At 77.0% G+C, this 17,253-nt stretch carries 16 protein-coding genes, 1 tRNA gene and 1 pseudogene; 7 read left to right on the top strand and 11 right to left on the bottom strand.

Annotated elements, in window-relative coordinates; all coding sequences use genetic code 11:
• Positions 1–4: 4 nt before the first annotated feature.
• The 3 genes from FB586_RS19795 to FB586_RS07495 form a co-directional block, all read right to left on the bottom strand.
• Positions 5–970: a PH domain-containing protein gene (locus FB586_RS19795; RefSeq protein ID WP_222928314.1), complete on the bottom strand. Its 966-nt coding sequence runs from the start codon at positions 968–970 to the stop codon at positions 5–7.
• A gap of 37 nt (positions 971–1,007) precedes the next feature.
• Positions 1,008–1,175, bottom strand: a complete 168-nt coding sequence (locus FB586_RS19380; RefSeq protein WP_168800492.1) for a hypothetical protein — start codon at positions 1,173–1,175, stop codon at positions 1,008–1,010.
• A gap of 107 nt (positions 1,176–1,282) precedes the next feature.
• The gene (locus FB586_RS07495) at positions 1,283–2,542 is read right to left on the bottom strand and encodes a PQQ-dependent sugar dehydrogenase (RefSeq protein ID WP_168800491.1); all 1,260 of its coding nucleotides are present in this window, start codon (positions 2,540–2,542) and stop codon (positions 1,283–1,285) included.
• Between the two features lie 133 nt (positions 2,543–2,675).
• On the opposite strand from FB586_RS07495, the gene FB586_RS07490 reads away from it, so the two are divergent.
• On the top strand, positions 2,676–3,269 hold the full coding sequence (locus FB586_RS07490) for an isochorismatase family protein (RefSeq protein ID WP_136518683.1): 594 nt from the start codon (positions 2,676–2,678) through the stop codon (positions 3,267–3,269).
• Between the two features lie 46 nt (positions 3,270–3,315).
• Here the strand turns inward: FB586_RS07490 and rsmI are convergent, their stop codons facing one another.
• On the bottom strand, positions 3,316–4,170 hold the full coding sequence (rsmI, locus tag FB586_RS07485) for a 16S rRNA (cytidine(1402)-2'-O)-methyltransferase (RefSeq protein WP_246036622.1): 855 nt from the start codon (positions 4,168–4,170) through the stop codon (positions 3,316–3,318).
• A gap of 84 nt (positions 4,171–4,254) precedes the next feature.
• Here rsmI and FB586_RS07480 point away from each other — a divergent pair, with 84 nt between their 5' ends.
• A complete protein-coding gene (locus FB586_RS07480) occupies positions 4,255–6,084 on the top strand; it encodes a dolichyl-phosphate-mannose--protein mannosyltransferase (protein ID WP_246036621.1) in 1,830 nt (609 codons plus the stop codon).
• Between the two features lie 16 nt (positions 6,085–6,100).
• Here FB586_RS07480 and FB586_RS07475 read toward each other — a convergent pair whose 3' ends face one another.
• On the bottom strand, positions 6,101–7,600 hold the full coding sequence (locus FB586_RS07475; protein WP_136518681.1) for a beta-N-acetylhexosaminidase: 1,500 nt from the start codon (positions 7,598–7,600) through the stop codon (positions 6,101–6,103).
• A 211-nt stretch (positions 7,601–7,811) separates the two neighbouring features.
• Between FB586_RS07475 and FB586_RS07470 the strand changes: the two genes are divergently transcribed.
• On the top strand, positions 7,812–8,081 hold the full coding sequence (locus tag FB586_RS07470; protein ID WP_136518680.1) for a GlsB/YeaQ/YmgE family stress response membrane protein: 270 nt from the start codon (positions 7,812–7,814) through the stop codon (positions 8,079–8,081).
• Positions 8,082–8,322: 241 nt separating this feature from the next.
• Here the strand turns inward: FB586_RS07470 and FB586_RS07465 are convergent.
• The 4 genes from FB586_RS07465 to FB586_RS07450 form a co-directional block, all read right to left on the bottom strand.
• Positions 8,323–8,395: transfer RNA gene (locus FB586_RS07465), tRNA-Ala, on the bottom strand.
• 135 nt (positions 8,396–8,530) lie between these two features.
• Complete coding sequence (locus tag FB586_RS07460; protein ID WP_136518679.1) at positions 8,531–9,697, bottom strand: SepX/GlpR family protein; 1,167 nt, start codon at positions 9,695–9,697, stop codon at positions 8,531–8,533.
• 132 nt (positions 9,698–9,829) lie between these two features.
• Positions 9,830–10,432 (bottom strand): GNAT family N-acetyltransferase, encoded by a 603-nt coding sequence (locus FB586_RS07455; RefSeq protein WP_136518678.1) that lies wholly within the window; start codon positions 10,430–10,432, stop codon positions 9,830–9,832.
• Positions 10,433–10,522: 90 nt separating this feature from the next.
• A complete protein-coding gene (locus FB586_RS07450; RefSeq protein WP_136518677.1) occupies positions 10,523–11,761 on the bottom strand; it encodes a molybdopterin molybdotransferase MoeA in 1,239 nt (412 codons plus the stop codon).
• Between the two features lie 137 nt (positions 11,762–11,898).
• Between FB586_RS07450 and FB586_RS07445 the strand changes: the two genes are divergently transcribed.
• Positions 11,899–12,603 carry a 5-formyltetrahydrofolate cyclo-ligase gene (locus tag FB586_RS07445; protein WP_136518676.1) on the top strand — a complete coding sequence of 235 codons (705 nt, stop codon included), beginning with the start codon at positions 11,899–11,901 and terminating at the stop codon, positions 12,601–12,603.
• Positions 12,604–12,616: 13 nt separating this feature from the next.
• Here FB586_RS07445 and FB586_RS07440 read toward each other — a convergent pair whose 3' ends face one another.
• Positions 12,617–15,199, bottom strand: coding sequence for a penicillin acylase family protein (locus tag FB586_RS07440; RefSeq protein ID WP_136518675.1), 2,583 nt, complete (start codon positions 15,197–15,199; stop codon positions 12,617–12,619).
• A 203-nt stretch (positions 15,200–15,402) separates the two neighbouring features.
• Here FB586_RS07440 and FB586_RS20255 point away from each other — a divergent pair.
• A pseudogene (locus FB586_RS20255) lies at positions 15,403–15,543 on the top strand (FmdB family zinc ribbon protein); the annotation flags it as partial.
• A gap of 14 nt (positions 15,544–15,557) precedes the next feature.
• Here FB586_RS20255 and FB586_RS20250 read toward each other — a convergent pair.
• Positions 15,558–15,806: a hypothetical protein gene (locus tag FB586_RS20250; protein ID WP_306419157.1), complete on the bottom strand. Its 249-nt coding sequence runs from the start codon at positions 15,804–15,806 to the stop codon at positions 15,558–15,560.
• Positions 15,807–15,859: 53 nt separating this feature from the next.
• Between FB586_RS20250 and FB586_RS07430 the strand changes: the two genes are divergently transcribed.
• Positions 15,860–16,549, top strand: coding sequence for a CpaB family protein (locus FB586_RS07430; protein ID WP_136518673.1), 690 nt, complete (start codon positions 15,860–15,862; stop codon positions 16,547–16,549).
• Positions 16,550–16,593: 44 nt separating this feature from the next.
• The gene (gene mscL / locus FB586_RS07425; protein ID WP_136518672.1) at positions 16,594–17,247 is read left to right on the top strand and encodes a large conductance mechanosensitive channel protein MscL; all 654 of its coding nucleotides are present in this window, start codon (positions 16,594–16,596) and stop codon (positions 17,245–17,247) included.
• Positions 17,248–17,253 lie beyond the last annotated feature (6 nt).

Here is a 17,253-nt window from a genome sequence, read left to right as displayed (position 1 = left end):
GATCCTAGGCGGGGCCGTCGTCCTCCCCCGCGCCCTTTCCGGCGGCCGGACGTGCCGGCCGGGCGGGCGGGGACGGCGCCGTCCGGGTTCCCGGCTCGAGCCGCACGAACGTCGCGGTCGGCTCGGAGACGTCCCACGAGCGGTCCTGCGCGTCCTCCTCCGCGCGCCGGAGCGCGTCCTCGCCGGCGATCGCCTCCGCCTCGACCGCGAGCGGCGACGCGGCCGCCTCGGCGAGCGTGGGCGGCAGGACGGCCGCGCCCGGGCGGGGGTCGGGTGCGGGCGCGTGCACCACCGGCGACGGCGGCGCCGTCAGGCCGATCGGCTGCGTGTCCACCTCCCCCGCGCGGGTGCCGCCCGCCGGGGTGCGCGCCGGCCACCGGGACGGCGGGACGGCGGGCGGGCGCGGCCGGGGCAGCCCGCGGGCGGGCGCGTCGTCGACGTCCCCGGACCCGTCGACCGGCGTGAAGATGAGCGCGCACAGGTCGCGGTACGTCGCGTCGGGACGCGCGACCCAGTCGATGCTGCGCAGGGCCTGGTCCTGCCCCGCCGACTCGAGCAGGAACTGCCCGTAGCCGAGCAGCTGCCCCAGCACGGACCGCGAGTAGCGCATGTCCGTGACCTTCATCAGCGGCATCATCCCGATCTGGTGCGTCACCAGGCCGGTGAGCAGGAGCATCCGCTTGTCCGTGGCGACGAACCACTCGACCCGCCACACCAGCACGAGCCAGCCCAGCCGCGCGAGCGCCGCGAGCCACAGCCACCACAGCCACAGCGCGGCCTCGCCCAGCGCCGGCTCCAGCCGTGCCGTCAGCCAGGCGACGGCCACGAGGACCGCGAGCGCGGTGAGGGCCGGCTCGAGGAGCTTCGCCCAGTGCCGGCGCGTCGCGAGCACCACCCGCTCGCCGGGCAGGACGTACCGGCGCAGCAGCCGGTGCGACAGGACGATCCGCGTCGCGCGGTCCGCACCCACGCCGTCACCTCCCCCGCAGCCGTGCCGTCACGCGTCGCTACTCCGCGAGGTTGCTGAAGAACTCCCCGAAGCCCTGGACCGCGCCCCAGAGGAAGTCCCAGACCGACCGGACGACGTCCGCCGCCCGGTCCGGGTTCGTCACCACCGCGTACACGAGGAAGATGACGACGACCCACATGAGGATGCTCTTGGCCCTCGCCGGCATGACCGCTCCCTCTGACGTCCGCGTGATCGGCGCACACAGTACCGATACGGGGCGAACCGGACGCCACGGACACGCGGGGCGTGGTCGGCGCACCGCCGGCACGCCGGTCAGCGGACCCGCACGCGCAGCACCCGGTCGTCGCCGGGACGCGGGTCCCCGCGCCCGTCGGTGTTGTTCGTGACGACCCAGAGGGAGCCGTCGGGGGCGACCTCGACCGCCCGCAGGCGTCCGTGCTCGCCTGCGAGCAGCGGCTGCGGGGTGCCGACGCCCGCCGCGTCCTGCGCCGGGTCGTCCATCGCCCCGGGCGGGACCGGCCGCAGCGGGACTCGCCACAGCGTCCGCCCGCGCAGGCCGGCGAGGTACACGCCCTCGTCGGTGACGGCCAGCCCGCTGGGCGACGCCTCGTCGGTCGACCACTGCGCGACGGGGTCCACGAACCCGGACCGGGCGCCGCCGGTGCCCTCGACGGCGGGCCACCCGTAGTCCGCACCGGCGTGCAGGACGTTCAGCTCGTCCCACGTGTCCTGCCCGAACTCGGCGGCGAACGCCCGCCCGTCCGGGGCCCAGCCGACGCCCTGCACGTTGCGGTGCCCCCGCGTCCACACGGGCGAGGAGGGGTCGGGGTTCCCCGGCGCCGGCGCCCCGTCGGCGGTGACGCGCAGGACCTTGCCGCCGAGGCTCGCGGGGTCGGGCGCGAGGCCGGTCTCGTACGTGTCGCCGGTGGTGACGTACAGCGCGCCGTCCGGGCCGAAGGCGAGACGGCCGCCGTTGTGGTTGCTCCCCTTGGGGATGCCCTCGAGGACCACCCGCGTGGGCCCGAGCGTCGTGCCGTCGAGCGTCGCGCGCAGCACGCGGTTGTCCCGCGCCGCGGTGAGGTACAGGACGAGGTCGGCCGGGCCGCCGGGCACGGCACCGGGCACGACGGCCACCCCGAGCAGGCCGCCCTCGCCGCGCGGCACGGTCGTCGCGGCGACCTCGTCCGCCCCGGGGCCCGTGACCTCGGTGGCCGTGCCGTCCGTGCCGAGCACCACGAGGCGGGCGCGGTCGCGCAGCGTCACGACCGCGCGCGCGTCCGGCAGGAACGCCAGCCCCCAGGGCGCGTCGAGCCCCGTCGCCACCTCCTCGACCGAGGTCACGGCGACGCTCGGGACGTCCCGCACGGGCGAGGTCGGGGTCGGCGCCGCGGTCGGTCCCGGGCTCGCCGACGCCGTGGCCGACGGGCTCGGGGCGGTGGTGGACGTCGCCGCGGCGGTCGGCGCCGCGTCGTCGGGGGTGCAGCCGGCGAGCAGGACCGCGGCCGCCACCAGCACGCCCGTGGCCCGCGCGCGGCCGCCCCCCGGCCGCGTCCCTGCCGTCCCTGCGCTCATCGCGACCTCCTCGTCCCGTGCCGCCGCGGCCCGTCCCAGCGTCCGCGCACCGCGACGCCCGCGCAACGCCGGTGTGTCCGGGCACACGCGGTGAGCGCGGGACGCGGCGGCCCCGGGTGCCGAGAATGGACGCATGACCGAGCAGCGGACGCAGGGCCGGCGCGCCCTGCTGGTGGTGGACGTGCAGCCGACCTTCTGCGAGGGCGGCGCGCTCGCCGTCGAGGGCGGCGACGCCGTGGCCGAGCGGATCGCCGCGTACGCGGCCGCGCACCGCGACCGGTACGACCTCGTCGTCACCACGCAGGACTGGCACGTCGACCCGGGCGAGCACTTCTCCGCCACCCCGGACTACGTCGACACGTGGCCCCCGCACGCCGTGGTGGGCACGCCCGAGGCCGAGCTGCACCCCGCGCTGGCCGACCTGCGCCCGGACGTCAGCGTCAAGAAGGGCGAGTACGCCGCCGCGTACTCCGGCTTCGAGGGTCACGACCACGACGGCCGCGCGCTCGGCGCGATCCTGCGGGACGCCGGCGTCACGGACGTCGACGTCGTCGGCATCGCCGAGTCGCACTGCGTGTGCGCCACGACCCTCGACGCCCTCGGGTTCGGGCTCGGGGCGCGCGTGCTGACGGACCTCACGGTGCCGGTGACGCCCGAGCAGGGCGAGGCCGCACGTGCCGCGATGCGCGAGGCGGGCGCGGAGCTGGTGGCGTCCTCCGCGCTCTGAGCCGCGGGCGCGTGCGCGCTCGGGGTCAGCGCGTGCGCGCCCGGGGTCAGCGCGTGCGCGCCGCCAGCGCCGCCGCGTAGAGGTCGCGCTTCACCACGCCGGTCGCCTCCGCCACCTCGGCGACGGCCTGCTTGAGCCGCTCGCCGGAGTCGACGCGTGCGAGCACCTCGGGCACGAGGTCCGCGACGTCGGCCGGCCCGGTCGCGGGTGCACCGCCGACCACGAGGACGACCTCGCCGCGCACGTCGCCCGCGTGCGCCCACGCCGCGAGGTCGGCGAGCGGCCCTCGGCGCACCTCCTCGTACGTCTTCGTGAGCTCCCGGCAGACGGCGCCGGGGCGGTCGGCGCCGAACGCCTCGACCATCGCGTCGAGCGTCTCGGGCACCCGGTGCGGCGCCTCGAACAGCACGAGGGTGCGCCGCTCGGCCGCGAGCGCGGCCAGGGCCCGGGCGCGCTCCCCCGGTCGCCGCGGCAGGAAGCCCTCGAAGCAGAACCGGTCGGTCGGCAGCCCCGACAGCGCGAGCGCCGTGAGCACCGCGCTCGGCCCCGGCGCGACCGTCACGGGCAGGCCGGCCGCGACGGCGGCCTGCACCGCGCGGAACCCGGGGTCGGACACCGCGGGCATCCCGGCGTCGCTGACGACGAGCACGGTGCCCCCGCCCGCGACGACGTCGAGCAGCTCGGCGACGCGCTCGCCCTCGTTGTGCTCGTGGTGGCTGACGAGCCGGCCGCCGATCGTCACGTCGAGCCGGGCGGCCAGCGCGCGCGTGCGGCGGGTGTCCTCGGCCGCCACGACGTCGGCCTCCGCCAGCAGGCGCCGCAGCCGCGCGGACGCGTCCTCCGCGTCGCCGATGGGGGTCGCGGCGAGGACCAGCAGGCCCGTGGTGTGGTCGGTGCTCACGGCCCCAGCCTCGCACCCGGGCCGCGTGACCACGTGCCGGTGACGGGCGTCACACGATCGGCGGCAGACCTCTACGATGACCGCGTGCCGCCCACCGGAGACGACGCCGAGCGCGACGACGCGCCGGGCACGCCCGTGCCCGGCGGCGCGGGACCGCTCCCCCCGGACGAGACCGCCCCGCGCGCGGCGACGGTCGTCGACGACGAGCCGGGTCCGCGCTACCCGGACGACGACGCGGGCGAGGACCCCGGCGACGGGCGCTCCCCGTACGGCCCCGACGACGAGGCGGGCCCCGACGACGAGCCGGCCGAGCCGCGCCGCACGGTGCTCCTGCGGCGCCTGCTGGGCGACGAGGCGCTCGCGCTCGACGCGACCCCGCGCGCCCGGCTGCACGGGTGGCTGTGGGCGCTCGCCGTCACCGTCCTCGCCGGCTTCCTGCGGTTCTGGGACCTGGCGCGCCCGCACGCGCTCGTCTTCGACGAGACCTACTACGTCAAGCAGGGGTACTCGCTGCTCGCCCGCGGCTACGAGGCCGCGTGGGGCGAGAACGCGAACCCGGCGTTCGAGGCCGGGGACACGAGCCTGCTCGGCACCGACCCGGAGTACGTCGTCCACCCGCTCGTCGGCAAGTGGATGATCGCGCTCGGCATGCAGCTGGGCGGCGGGGTCGAGAGCTCGTTCGCGTGGCGGCTGGCCGCGGCGGTCGTCGGCACGCTCGCCGTGCTCATGGTCGCGCGCATCGGCCGGCGGATCTTCGCGTCCACGGCGCTCGGCACGGTCGCGGGCCTGTTCCTGGCCTTCGACGGGCAGGCGATCGTGCACTCGCGGATCAGCCTGCTCGACCCGTTCCTCATGTTCTTCGCGCTCGCGGCGTTCGGCGCGCTCGTGCTGGACCGCGAGCAGGCGCGCCGCCGCCTCGCCGACCGCGCCGCCGCCGTGCTGGACGCCGGCGGTACGCTGCGCTGGGGCCCCGGGCTGGGCTTCCGCTGGTGGCGGCTGGCCGCGGGCGTGCTGCTCGGCCTGGCGATCGGCACCAAGTGGTCGGGCATGTACTTCCTCGCCGTGTTCGGCGTGATGACCGTCCTGTGGGACATGGCCGCGCGCCGCGGCGTCGGCGTGCGCGCGTGGCACCTCGCCGGCGCGGTGAAGGACGGCCTGCTCGCGTTCGTCGTGCTCGTCGGCTCGGCCGCGCTCACCTACGTCGCGTCGTGGGCGTCGTGGTTCGCCTCCGACAGCGCCTGGAACCGGCACTGGGCCGAGCAGAACCCCGGCCAGGGCGTCGCGTGGCTGCCGCCGGCGCTGCGGTCCTGGTGGCAGTACCACGAGGACATGTGGCGGTTCCACAACGGCCTGGAGACGCCGCACTCGTACGCCGCGCACCCCATCGGCTGGATCGTGCAGTGGCGGCCCACGTCGTACTACTACCCGACGGAGATCTCGGGGCTCACGGGCGAGCAGGCGCAGGCGGCGTGCGGGGCCGACTCGTGCTCGCAGGCCATCCTCGCGGTCGGCAACCCGATCATCTGGTGGGCCGGCGCGGCCGCGGTCCTCGTCGCGCTGTTCTGGCTCGTGCGCTACCGCGACTGGCGCGCCGGCGCCGTCCTGTCCGGCATCGTCGCCGGCTGGGTGCCGTGGTTCGCGTACGCGCACCGCACGATCTTCGCGTTCTACTCCGTCGCGTTCGTGCCGTGGGTCGTGCTCACGCTCGTGTACGTCCTGGGGCTGCTCGTGGGGCCCGTGAGCCCCGACGACACCGAGCGCGACCGCCGGGGCCGCCGCCGCACGATCGTCGGGGTCGGCGTGTTCGTCGGGCTCGTCGTGGCGGCCGGGGTGTTCTTCTACCCGGTGTGGGCCGGCTGGGTGGTCCCCTGGCAGCAGTGGCACATCAGGATGTGGCTGCCCACCTGGATCTGAGCGGGTCCGCCCGGGGTCAGCCGACCCGCTCGCCCCAGCGTCCCTGCGGCGAGCGGTACCAGGCCAGCCCGAGGCGGTCCCAGAAGTCTCCGTGCGCGGTCAGGCGGCGCGTCAGGTCGTCCAGGTCCCGGGGCCCGGGTGCGCTCCACGCGACCTCCGCGACGGCGGCCAGACGCGGCAGCAGCATCGTCGTCAGGTCGTCCAGCGTGCGCAGCGTCTCCGTCCACAGCGCCGCCTCGACGCCGAGGACCGCACCGGGCGGCAGGCCGGGCAGCACGTCCTCCGGCTCCCAGCAGTACGCGTCCGCGAGGTCGACGTGCCCCGCCCACTCGAGCCCGAGCGGCGAGTCCGCGTCGTACTTCATGTCGAGGTACACGCGCGACGCCGGCGACAGCACGAACCGGGCGCCGGCCCGCGCGGCGGCGACGAACGGCTCCGGCTCCACCCGGTCGTCCCAGAACTGCACGACGGTGCCCGGGGGCAGGTCCGGCACGTGCGCCAGCTCCTGCCACCCCACGGGGGTCTTGCCGTGGGCCGTGACGGCCTCCAGGGCCGTGCGGACGAGGCGTGCGTACTCCTCCGGCTCCATCGTGAGGACCTCGTCCCCGCCGACGTGCACGTGCTCGCCCGGCGTCATCCGCGCCACGTCGGCGAACACGTCCTCGAGGAAGGGACGCGTGGCCGGCAGGTCGGCGTGCAGCCGGGAGAACCCCACGCCGATGCCCAGGTACTCCTCGGCGGGCTCCCCGGTGGGCGTGAGCTCCCCGTAGGCGTGCTGCGCGGCGTTCACGTGGCCCGGCACGTCGATCTCCGGCACGACCCGGATGCCCCGCGCGTGCGCGAACGCCAGCAGGTCCTCCCAGTCCGCCGCCGAGTAGTGCCCGCCCGGGTCGCCGTCGACGGACCGGGCGCTCGACCGGCGCACGAGCTCCGGCCGGGAGGGCACGTCCAGGCGCCACGCCTGGTCGTCCGTGAGGTGCAGGTGCAGCACGTTGAGCTTGTAGTGCGCGAGCAGCCCGATCACGACCTTGAGGTCGGGCACGGACACGAAGTGCCGCGCCACGTCCAGGGTCAGGCCGCGCCAGGCGTAGCGGGGGGCGTCCTCGATCCGCACGGCGGGGACCTCGAAGCGCCCGTCGGGGAGCTCGCGCAGCAGCTGGCGCAGCGTGACGACCGCGTGGACGAGCCCCTCGGCGCAGCGCGCCTCGAGGAGGACCTCGTCGGGGCCGACGAGCACGCGGTAGGCCTCGTCCCCCGCGGGCAGTCCCGCCTGCTCGCCGTCGGCCAGCCGCACGCGCACGGCCCCGGGCACGCCCGGGTCCTCGAACCGCACCTGCACCGCGTGCCCCGCCGCACGCCCCAGGAGGTCGGCGACGAGCACGGCGGCCGGCAGCGCCGGGTCGTCGGCGTCGGCGCCGGGCACGACCACCACGGTGGCGGGGCCGACCACGTACGGGGCGAGGTCGGCCGGCTCGACCACGAGGGGCTGCGGCACCACGGCGATGACGTCGGACACGGGGCGCTCCTTCGCGGGTTCGGTCACGGCACGGGCAACCTACCGCCCGACCGCTCCCGCCCGGCGGGAACCGGTGCCGGCGGCGCCGGGAACGGGTCCCGAGGACCGGCCCGGCACGGGCCCCGGATCGCTCGACGCGCGCCGCGGCGAGAACTGCCCTAGTTTTCTCACGTCACGGAAACAGACCCTTGACTCAACCCGAGGAGTGTGCATGGGTATCAGCGGCATCATCACCGCGATCGTCATCGGCGCGATCATCGGGGCGCTCGGTCGCCTCGTCGTCCGGGGCAAGCAGCGCATCTCGATCCTCGCCACGATCGTCATCGGCATCATCGCCGCGCTCCTCGGCACGTGGATCGCGCAGATGGTCGGTGTCGAGACGACGGACGGCATCGACTGGATCGAGCTCGTGTTCCAGATCGGCCTCGCCGCCATCTTCGTGAGCCTGTACGCGGGCTGGGCCGGCAAGAACCGCCGCTGACCCGCTGCGCCGGCACCTGCCGGCCGCGCCGTACGACGGGCCCCTCCTGCGGGAGGGGCCCGTCGTCGTCCGTGCACCGGGCCACCCGGGCGGGGCGACGACACGAGGGCAGGGACGACGGCGGCCAGGGCGAGGACGGCGCCAGGGCGAGACGGCGGCCGGGCGAGGACGACGGCCGGGCGAGGACGACGGCCGGGAACGACGAAGGGCCCCTCCGTCGGAGGGGCCCTTCGTCGTGCGGTGGAGCTGAGGGGATTCGAACCCCTGACCTTCTCATTGCGAACGAGACGCGCTACCAACTGCGCCACAGCCCCGCGAGCGAGGAACACGTTAGCACCCCTGCGGCCCCACGTGGAAACCGGCCTCGTGTGGCGGCGCTCACGACCCTCGCGACGCGCTGACCGGCGCTGATGCCGCCACGAGCGCCCGGGACGCCCCGGGCGCGACGGTCACTGCCCGGCTGCGCGCCGGCGGGCCAGGACCGCGTTGAGGTCGATGCTGCCCGTCGTCTCCGGCGCCGGCTCGAGCGTCGCCGCAGGCTCCTGCACGGCAGGGGCGTCCTCCGCGGCGTCGGGCGCCTCCTCCGCGGGACGGTCCGCGGGGCGGCGGGCCGTCGACGCCTCGACGTCCTCCTGGGACAGCGGAGCCGGGCTGCGACGCGGCGCCGGGGCCTTCATCGTGTAGGTCGGGCGGGGCACCGGCACCGGCGACCACGCCTCGCCGTCCTCGTCCGCCGGGGTGGTGCCCACGGCGTCGGGCACCGCCGCCGTCGGTGCGGTCAGGGCCGACCGCCGCACCACAGGGGTCGCCCCCGTGGCGTGCCGGGCCGGGCCCGCCGTCTCGCCCGCGTCCGCGACGATGCGCTCGAAGACCTCCGTGTGCGCGTCCGACGGGCGCACGGCGTGCCCCGTCACCAGCGGCACCGGGACGTCCGCAGGAGCCGCGGCGGGGCGCACCACCGGCACGGGGGCGGACGACGGACGGACCACGTGGGTGGCACCGGTCCGCGGACGCGCCGCCAGCCGCTCCTCCCGCTCGATGGTCGCCGCCCAGTCCTCGTCCGCGCGGTGGCCCGCGACCACGGCGCGACGCCCCAGCACCGTCACCGTGACGAGCAGCGCCGTCGGGACCGCTCCGGCGACCCAGGTCACGGCCGGGGCCGCGGCGGCGAGGCCCCAGCCCACGACCGACGCGACCAGCAGCACCGCCGCCAGCACACCACGGCGGCGCGCGGCGGCACCACGGCGAGCCGTCGCCGCGGCGCGCGCGGCACGGGCCTGCGCGAGGCGGCGCGCCGCCTCGGCCGAGATGCGCTCGGGTGTGGCGTGCGGTCGGTCCACGGTCGTGCCTCCTGTCGCCGTGCCGGCGCCGACCGCCGGCACACCCGTCCCCGGCGTCAGCAGCGCCGTCGTGCTCGGCCCCGACGCCGCGGGAGCCGCCGGACGCACCGTCCGGCCCGCACCCCGCGCCACCGCGACCACGCGCAGCCCGGCCGAGAACCGGTCGTCCGCACGCGCCTCCAGCAACCGCTGACGGTGCCGCAGGTGGTGCGGCACCAGATACGCCACCCACAGGCCGACGAGCGCGAGCGCCACGAGGCCTGCGAGTCCGTTCACGGATCGACGGTAGGGGCGCAGCCCCCCTCACCGCCGGAGGGGAGCGGCGTGTCGCGCGACGACACGCCCGAACCGGTGGTCACGGGCGTGGTAGGCCGTGCCGGTCGCCCGCCCTCACGTCCCGGGACCCGGTCAGACGCGCCCCCGACGCGCGTGCCAGCGCGCGACCAGCCCCTCCGGCACGTCCTCGACCGTCAGCGCGAACGAGCGGTGGTCGCACCACTTCCCCTGGATGTGCAGGTAGCGCTCGCGCACCCCCTCGTCCCGGAAGCCGAGCTTCTCCACGACCCGCAGGGACGGACGGTTCTCCGGGCGGATGTTGATCTCCACGCGGTGCAGCCCCAGCACGCCGAAGCAGTGGTCGGTGGCGAGCGCCACCCCCGTCGGGATCACCCCCCGGCCCGCCACGTGCTGCGACACCCAGTACCCGATCGACGCCGAGCGCAGCGACCCGTACTGGATCGACGACACCGTCAGCTGCCCCACGAGCTCGTCGCCCAGGTCGACCGCGAACGGCAGCGCCGACCCGTCCCGCGCCTGCGCGGCCAGGGCCCGGACGAACTGGCCGAACGTCGGCCGCGGCCCCCGCACCGGCTCCGGGCTCGTGGCGTCCCACGGCTCCAGCCACCCCGCGTTCGCCGCGCGCAGCGCCATCCACGCGTCCGCGTCGCGGCGGCGCAAGGGGCGCAGCCGCACGTCACCGTCGACCAGCTCGACGGGCCACCCGAGCGCCATCACCCCTCCAGTCCGTCGGTCCGGGCGAGGTTCCGCTCCGCTCCCGGCACGCGACGCTCCGCGGTCCCGCACCGTCCGCTGCGCTCCACCTCACCCCTCCAGCACCAGGCAGTGGACGACCTGCCCGGCCCGCACGGCCATGTCCGTCTCCCCCACCACGGCCAGCGCGTTCGCCTGCGCCAGCGCGGTCGTGGACGGCGCCGCCGGGTCGCCCAGCGGCGTCACCCGGTAGCCCTCCTCGGGGGACCCGAGCACCGACGCCGGCACGAACTGCCGCAGGCCGGGCGGGGACGCCCAGCCCTGCGTCGCGGCGGCCGCCACCGACGGCCGGAACAGCTCGGGGTGGCCCGCCATCGCGCGCAGCGCCGGGCGGACGAACACCTCGAACGACACCTGCGCCGCGACCGGGTGCCCCTGCAGCGCGAACACGGGCACGCCGCGCTCGTCGTCGTGCGAGCCGAGCCCCCGACCGACCGTGCCGAAGCCGTGCCGCAGGCCGGGGGTCATGGCGACCTGGTCGAGGCGGACCGTGCCCAGCGGCGCCAGGACGTCCTTGACGGTGTCGTGCGCCAGCTCCGACAGCCCGCCCGTCAGCACCACCAGGTCCGCGCGCACCAGCTGGTCCTCGAGCGCCTCGCGCAGGGCCGCCCGCTCGTCCGGCACCACGCCGACGCGCACCGCCGACGCGCCCGCGTCCCGCACCGCCGCCTCGAGCGCGTGCCCGTCGGCCTCGAACACGGTGCCGGGACGCGCCTGCGCGGTCGGCTCGATCAGCTCGTCACCGACGGACAGCAGCACGACGCGGGGCGTCGGGTGCACGGGCAGGCGCCCCCGGCCCATCGCCGCCGCGAGCGCCACCTGCCGCGCCCCCAGCCGCGTCCCCGCCGTGAGGACGACCTCGCCGGCCCGGACGTCGGCCCCCGCCGGTCGCAGGTGCTGACCGGGGACGGCCGGGCGCTGCAGCGCGACGCGCGCGGTGCCCCGGTCCGTCTCCTCGACCGGCACGACCGCGTCCGCGCCGATCGGCAGCGGCCCGCCCGACGCCACCCGCACGGCCGTCCCGGTCACGTGCCGCAGCCCGGCGGGCGACCCCGCGTGCACGTCGTCGACGACGGGCAGGTCGCGCACGTGGCCCGCACCGTCCAGCGTGTCGTGGGCGGCCACCGCGTACCCGTCGCGTGCGGCCACGGGCACCGCCGGCACGTCCACGGGCGCCACGACGTCGGCGGCGAGGACGCAGCCCGTCGCGTCGTGCAGCAGGACGTCCAGCGGGGCGACCGGACCGACCGCCGCGAGGACGGCCGCGAGGTGGTCCTGCACCGATCTCATGCGGGCATTCTGCCTGCTGGCGGGTGGTCCGCCGACCGGCGGCGGGGACCCGTCGCCGGCACGCCGACGCGGCACCGGGGCGACGCCACACCGGCGGGCAGCGGCGCGGACGGCCCTCGCTGCGCCACACTGGGGGCATGAGCGCCGTCGCCCAGCCGTCCTGGCACAGCCCTGCACCGGGCCCGGGTCACGACGGCAGGGCCGGCAGCGGCCGCCGCGCCGAGGACCGGCCAGCGGTGCGCCGCCCGTCGGCGGCCGAGACCAAGGACGCGCTGCGGCGCCGGATGAGGGCACAACGCGGCCGGCGCTCGCCGCGGCTGTGCGAGGAGGCCGCCGCCCGTCTCGCGGAGGTCGTGCTGACCATCCCCGAGGTCGCCGACGCCCGCTGCGTCAGCGTCTACGCGTCCCGGCCGACCGAGCCGGGCACGGGCCCGGTGGTCGAGGCCCTCGCGGCGCGCGGGGTGCGTCTCCTGCTGCCGGTGCTCGGCGCCGGCCTGCAGCGGGACTGGGCGGAGTACGCGGGCCGGGAGGACCTGCGGGAGCGCGCGCCCGGACGTCCCCCCGAGCCGGGCGGCCCCGGTCTCGGCGGCGACGCGCTCGCCGCGGCGGACGTCGTGCTGGTGCCCGCGCTCGCGGTGGACGCGACCGGCACCCGGCTGGGGCAGGGCGGCGGCTGGTACGACCGGGTGCTCGCGCACGTGCGGCCGGGCGTGCCCGTCGTCGCGCTCGTGCACGCGGACGAGGTGATGACCGAGCCGCTGCCGCGCGAGCCGCACGACCGCCCGGTCACGGCGGTCGCCACGCCCGAGCGCTGGTGGCGCGTGGAGCCCGACGCCGGCTGACCGGTCCCCCGCGTCAGTCCTCGCCGGGGACCAGCGTGAGCCGGTCGACCGCGTCGGCCTCGACCGCGGCCGCCGAGAACGGCCACGGGAACTGGTCCCCGCGGGCCCACGCGTCGAGCTGGTCGTCGTAGTGGACGCTGCCCGGGTGACCGGACGTGCCCGTGAGGTTCACCCACGTGGAGGAGTCCAGGTCCCCGAGGTCGACGACCATGCGCATGGACGGCGCGTTGCGCACCGCGAACGACCCGGACGACGCGTCCCAGCTCGTCGCGTCCACGATCGCGGACCCGCCGCCCACGGCCCGCGGGGACGGGTTGACGAGGCCGCGCACGACGGCCGGCACGCCCTCGCCGCCCAGCACGGGGTGCCGGGGTGCGGCGACGTGCAGACGCCCCCACGCCCAGTCCTCGGTGCGGCTGCCGAGCTGGGCGGTGAGCCCGTACCGGGCCTCGCTGAGCGCGCGCGACAGGATCTCGTCGCGGCCCTCGACGACGCCGGGCGTCGAGCGGTCGTCCCACCAGGGCGACGTGGGGTCGGCCAGGATCGTGCGGACGACCTCGAGCCACCGCGAGTCGCCCGACGGCCCGTGCCCCTCGGGCAGGTCGTCGGCGAACGTGAGCCGCAGCAGGTCGGACCACACGGCCGCGAGGTAGGCGGCGGCCGCCGAGTCGGCGGACTGGTCGTGGTCCCACCGGCGCAGCAGGTCCTGCCCCTCGGCGACGAACGGCTCGTCGACGTCGACCTCGAGCAGCGCCGGCACCAGCACGTCGGCGTAGGGGTTGCGCTGGTCGGTCTGCATCCGCGCGGTCGTGGCCGCGTCGACCGGCCGGCCGGCCTCGATCTCGCCGGCGAGCAGGTCGCGGATGCGCTGGGCCCGGTACCCGTAGTCGGTGTCCACCGCGAGGAACGGCCCCAGGCCCGCCGGTGCCACGGCCTGGTTGGCCGCCACGACGAAGCCCGCCGCCGGGTCGAGGACGCGTGGCATCTGGGCCGGGTCGACCCAGCCCTGCCAGTCGTAGCGCGAGTCCCAGCCCGGTCGCGGCCAGGTGCCGTCGGCGGGCACCGGCCCGGCGGGCACCGCCGCGCGCACGGGGATCCGGCCGGGCGCCTGGTAGCCGATGTGCCCGTCCGTGGTCGCGAACACGATGTTCTGCGACGGCACGTCGAACAGGGCGGCGGCGCCGGCCACGTCGTCCGCGTCCTCGGCCGTCATCATGGCCAGGATCGCCTCCACCGTGCGGCCGGGCTGCAGCGCGGTCCACGCGAGCGCCACCTCGAACCGGACGCCCGGCGCGCCCTCGGGCACGGGCGTCCGGGACGCGGCCGCCACGTCGAGGACGTCGGAGACGATCGGGCCGTGCCGCGTGGTGCGCACCTCGATCTCGACGTCGTCGCCGCCGGCGACCTCGATCGTCTCGGTCCGCACCTCGAGCGGCACCCGCTCCCCGTCGACGAGCACCTGGTCGCCCTGGACCCGCTCCAGGAAGAAGTCCGTGACGTCGGCGCCGAGGTTCGTCAGGCCCCACGCGAGGCGGTCGTTGTGGCCGATCACGACGCCCGGCACGCCGGCGAGCGCGAAGCCGGTGACGTCGAAGGGGCAGTCGTCGTCGACGTCCGCGCAGCGCAGGCCGACCTGGGACCAGATGCCGGGCGCGGAGATGCCGAGGTGCGGGTCGTTCGCGAGCAGCGGCTTGCCGGAGGCGGTGTGCTGACCGGAGACGACCCAGGAGTTGGAGCCCACGCCGTCGCCCTCCCCCACCAGGTGGGGCACGGCGGCCAGCGCCCGGTCGGCCGCGGCGAGGGCCACCTGGAGGTCGGGCTCGGCGAGCACCGCCGTGAGGTCCACGTCCGCCGCCACGGGTGCGGCGGCGCGGGGCGCGACCGCGGCGGCGTCGAGGACCGGCAGGTTGCGGTCCTGCGGGTAGGCCGGGAAGAGCTGCTCGACGCGCGCCACGTCGCCCACCGAGGCGTACGTGAGCGCGCGGTTCAGCTCCGCGTCGTAGTTCGCGCGCAGGTCCCAGGCCATGGCCTTCAGCCAGACGAGCGAGTCGACCGGGTCCCACGGCTCGGGCCGCTCCACGGGCACGCGCCGGCCCAGCACCGTGTACTCCATGGCCATCTCCGCGGTGTCGCGTCCCTCTAGCCACGCGTTGACGCCGCCGGCGTACGCCTCGAGCCAGTCGCGCGCCTGCGCCGGCAGCTGCTGCCACTCCTGCTCCGCGACGCGGCGCCAGCCGAGGGTGCGCACGACCTTGTCCGCGGCGAGCGCGTCCTCCTCCTCGCCGACGAGCTCGGACAGCCGGCCCGACGCGACGTGCCGGCGGTAGTCCATCTCGAAGAACCGGTCCTGCGCGGACACGTACCCCTGGGCGGCGAACAGGTCGGCGGCCGTGCCGGCGACGATCGTCGGGACGCCCCGCGCGTCGCGCGTGACGCGCACCTCGTCCGCCAGGCCCGGGACCGTCTGGGTCCCCGACACCTCCGGCAGCGGACGGCGCAGGACGACGACGCCCGCGAGCACCGTGGCCAGGAGCGCCACCACCACGACGGAGGCGACGACGACGAGGGCGGTACGCAGGCGGTGGGGGCGGGGCACGGTCCGCACGGTAGTACGCCGCGGTCGCTTGACGCGGGCGGTACAGTTGGCACTCGGACCCCGAGAGTGCCAGCGCGCGACGCTCGGCGCCCACGGGCCGCGCGTCGCCCCCGCGTCCGCGCCGGCACGCGGGCGGCCCGCCCGGGTCCACCACGCCACCCGCCGGGCGACGCCCGGCGCACGAGTTCCACGGGAGTCGGCCAGTGCCCACCTACGCCTACCGGTGCACCGCCTGCGAGCACGCCTTCGAGGTCCAGCAGTCCTTCTCCGACGACGCCCTGACCGTGTGCCCCGAGTGCGAGGGCCGCCTGCGCAAGGTGTTCTCGGCGGTCGGGGTCGTGTTCAAGGGCTCCGGCTTCTACCGGACCGACGCGCGCTCCGGCGGCTCGACGTCGTCGACCACGGGCGCGAAGTCGTCGGGGTCCACGTCGTCCTCGTCGGGCTCCTCCTCGTCGGGCTCCTCGTCGTCGGGCTCCTCGTCGTCGTCGACGTCGTCCTCGAGCGCGTCGGGCGGCTCGTCCTCCACGACGAAGGCCGCCTCCGCCTGACGTCCCGGCTCGTCCGCCGCGAGCCGACCCCAGGGCCGCGAGGCGCCCGGGTCGTCCACGGTCTCCTCCCCCGGCCGGGGACGGGGGCACGAAGACTCCTAGCGTCCCTCGGGTGCTCCCCCTCGACGTGCCCGGCACGGACCCGCGGCCCGCTCCGCTGACCCCGGTGCGCGCCCCCGCGGCGCTGCGGCTGCGGGGCGCGCTGTGGCGGTGGCGGTTCGCGCTGGCCGCGGCGTGCCTCGGGCTCGCGGCGGGCGCCGTCGTGCACGCCCTCCGGCCTGCGCCCCCGCCGACCGTGCCCGTGCTGGTGCTCGCCGCGGACGCCGCCGCCGGCGCCCCGCTCGCCGTCGACGACGTCGTCGTCGCGCGCCTGCACCCCGACGCCGTGCCCGCCGACGCGCTCACCGCGTCCGACGAGGTCGCCGGGGCCGCACCGGTGGTGGACCTGCCGGCCCGCCAGGTGCTGACGCCGTCGCTGCTCGGCACCGGGACGCCGACGGGCCCGGACGGCACGGTCGTGGCCGCGGTGCGCCTCGACGACCCGGGCGTCGCCGCCCTGCTCGCCCCCGGCGCGCACGTCGACCTCGTCGCGGCGCGTCCCGAGGGAGGGCCCGGCCAGACGGTGGCCCGGCGCGCGCTCGTCCTGCCCGCGCCGGCTCCCGCCGGGCGCGACGGCGGTCTGCTCGGCGGGTCCGGCGCGGAGGACCCCCTCCCGGTGCTCGTCGCGGTGGCGCCGGACGAGGCCGTCCGGATCGCGGAGGCGTCGGCCTCCGCGCGGCTCGTCGCGGTGGTAGTGCCATGATCGCGGCGTCGGGAGCACCAGCGCGTGGACGAGCGGGGGCACGGATGACGGAGAACATGCGGGACGGGCTGCGCGGCGCCGGGGAGCGGCTGCGCACGGTGGGCAGCAGCAGCCAGGTGAAGGGCATGGCGAAGGTCCTCCAGGGCTTCAAGGACTTCGTCTCGCGCGGCAACGCGGTCGAGCTGGCGGTCGGCGTGGTCGTCGGCGCCGCGTTCACCTCGGTCGTCGGCGCACTCCAGGCGGCACTCATCAGCCCGCTCATCGGGTGGATCTTCGGCAAGCCGAACCTCGCGAACGTGTGGGACGTCGGCCCCTACTCCTGGCGCCGCGGTGCGGAACCGATCCAGGTCGGGGTGATCCTCGAGGCGCTCCTGCAGTTCCTGCTCACGGCGGCGGCGATCTACTTCCTCATCGTCCTGCCCCTCAACGCGCTCGCCGCCCGGCGCAAGCGCGGGCAGGAGGAGGAGCCGCAGGCGCCGAGCGAGGACGTCCTGCTGCTGCAGGAGATCCGCGACCTGCTCGCGCAGCGCCTCACGCCCGCGGTGGCGAACGACGCGACGCCCGGCACGGCGGGCACCGGTGGTGGGGGCGGACCGGCCGCACCGGGTGAGCCCGGGGCGCCCTCCGGCCCGCTTCCCGACGGCGGCACCGGTCCCGGCATGCCGCCGCGCTTCCCGCCCGGCAGCGGCCCGGCCTGACGCCGG

It is taken from the genome of Cellulomonas telluris (assembly GCF_004886325.1).
GTDB classification, from domain to species: Bacteria; Actinomycetota; Actinomycetes; order Actinomycetales; family Cellulomonadaceae; genus Cellulomonas; species Cellulomonas telluris.
The sequence above is the reverse complement of the archived record's forward strand: the minus strand, read 5'-3'. Positions and strand labels throughout refer to the sequence as shown.

Coding starts and splice junctions, on each gene's coding strand:
- FB586_RS07445 (WP_136518676.1), top strand. CDS start 11,899: ATGAGCGCCGTCGCCCAGCCGTCCTGGCACAGCCCTGCACCGGGCCCG.
- FB586_RS07470 (WP_136518680.1), top strand. CDS start 7,812: ATGGGTATCAGCGGCATCATCACCGCGATCGTCATCGGCGCGATCATC.
- FB586_RS19380 (WP_168800492.1), bottom strand. CDS start 1,175: ATGCCGGCGAGGGCCAAGAGCATCCTCATGTGGGTCGTCGTCATCTTC.
- FB586_RS07455 (WP_136518678.1), bottom strand. CDS start 10,432: ATGGCGCTCGGGTGGCCCGTCGAGCTGGTCGACGGTGACGTGCGGCTG.
- mscL (WP_136518672.1), top strand. CDS start 16,594: ATGACGGAGAACATGCGGGACGGGCTGCGCGGCGCCGGGGAGCGGCTG.
- FB586_RS07495 (WP_168800491.1), bottom strand. CDS start 2,542: ATGAGCGCAGGGACGGCAGGGACGCGGCCGGGGGGCGGCCGCGCGCGG.
- FB586_RS07490 (WP_136518683.1), top strand. CDS start 2,676: ATGACCGAGCAGCGGACGCAGGGCCGGCGCGCCCTGCTGGTGGTGGAC.
- FB586_RS07450 (WP_136518677.1), bottom strand. CDS start 11,761: ATGAGATCGGTGCAGGACCACCTCGCGGCCGTCCTCGCGGCGGTCGGT.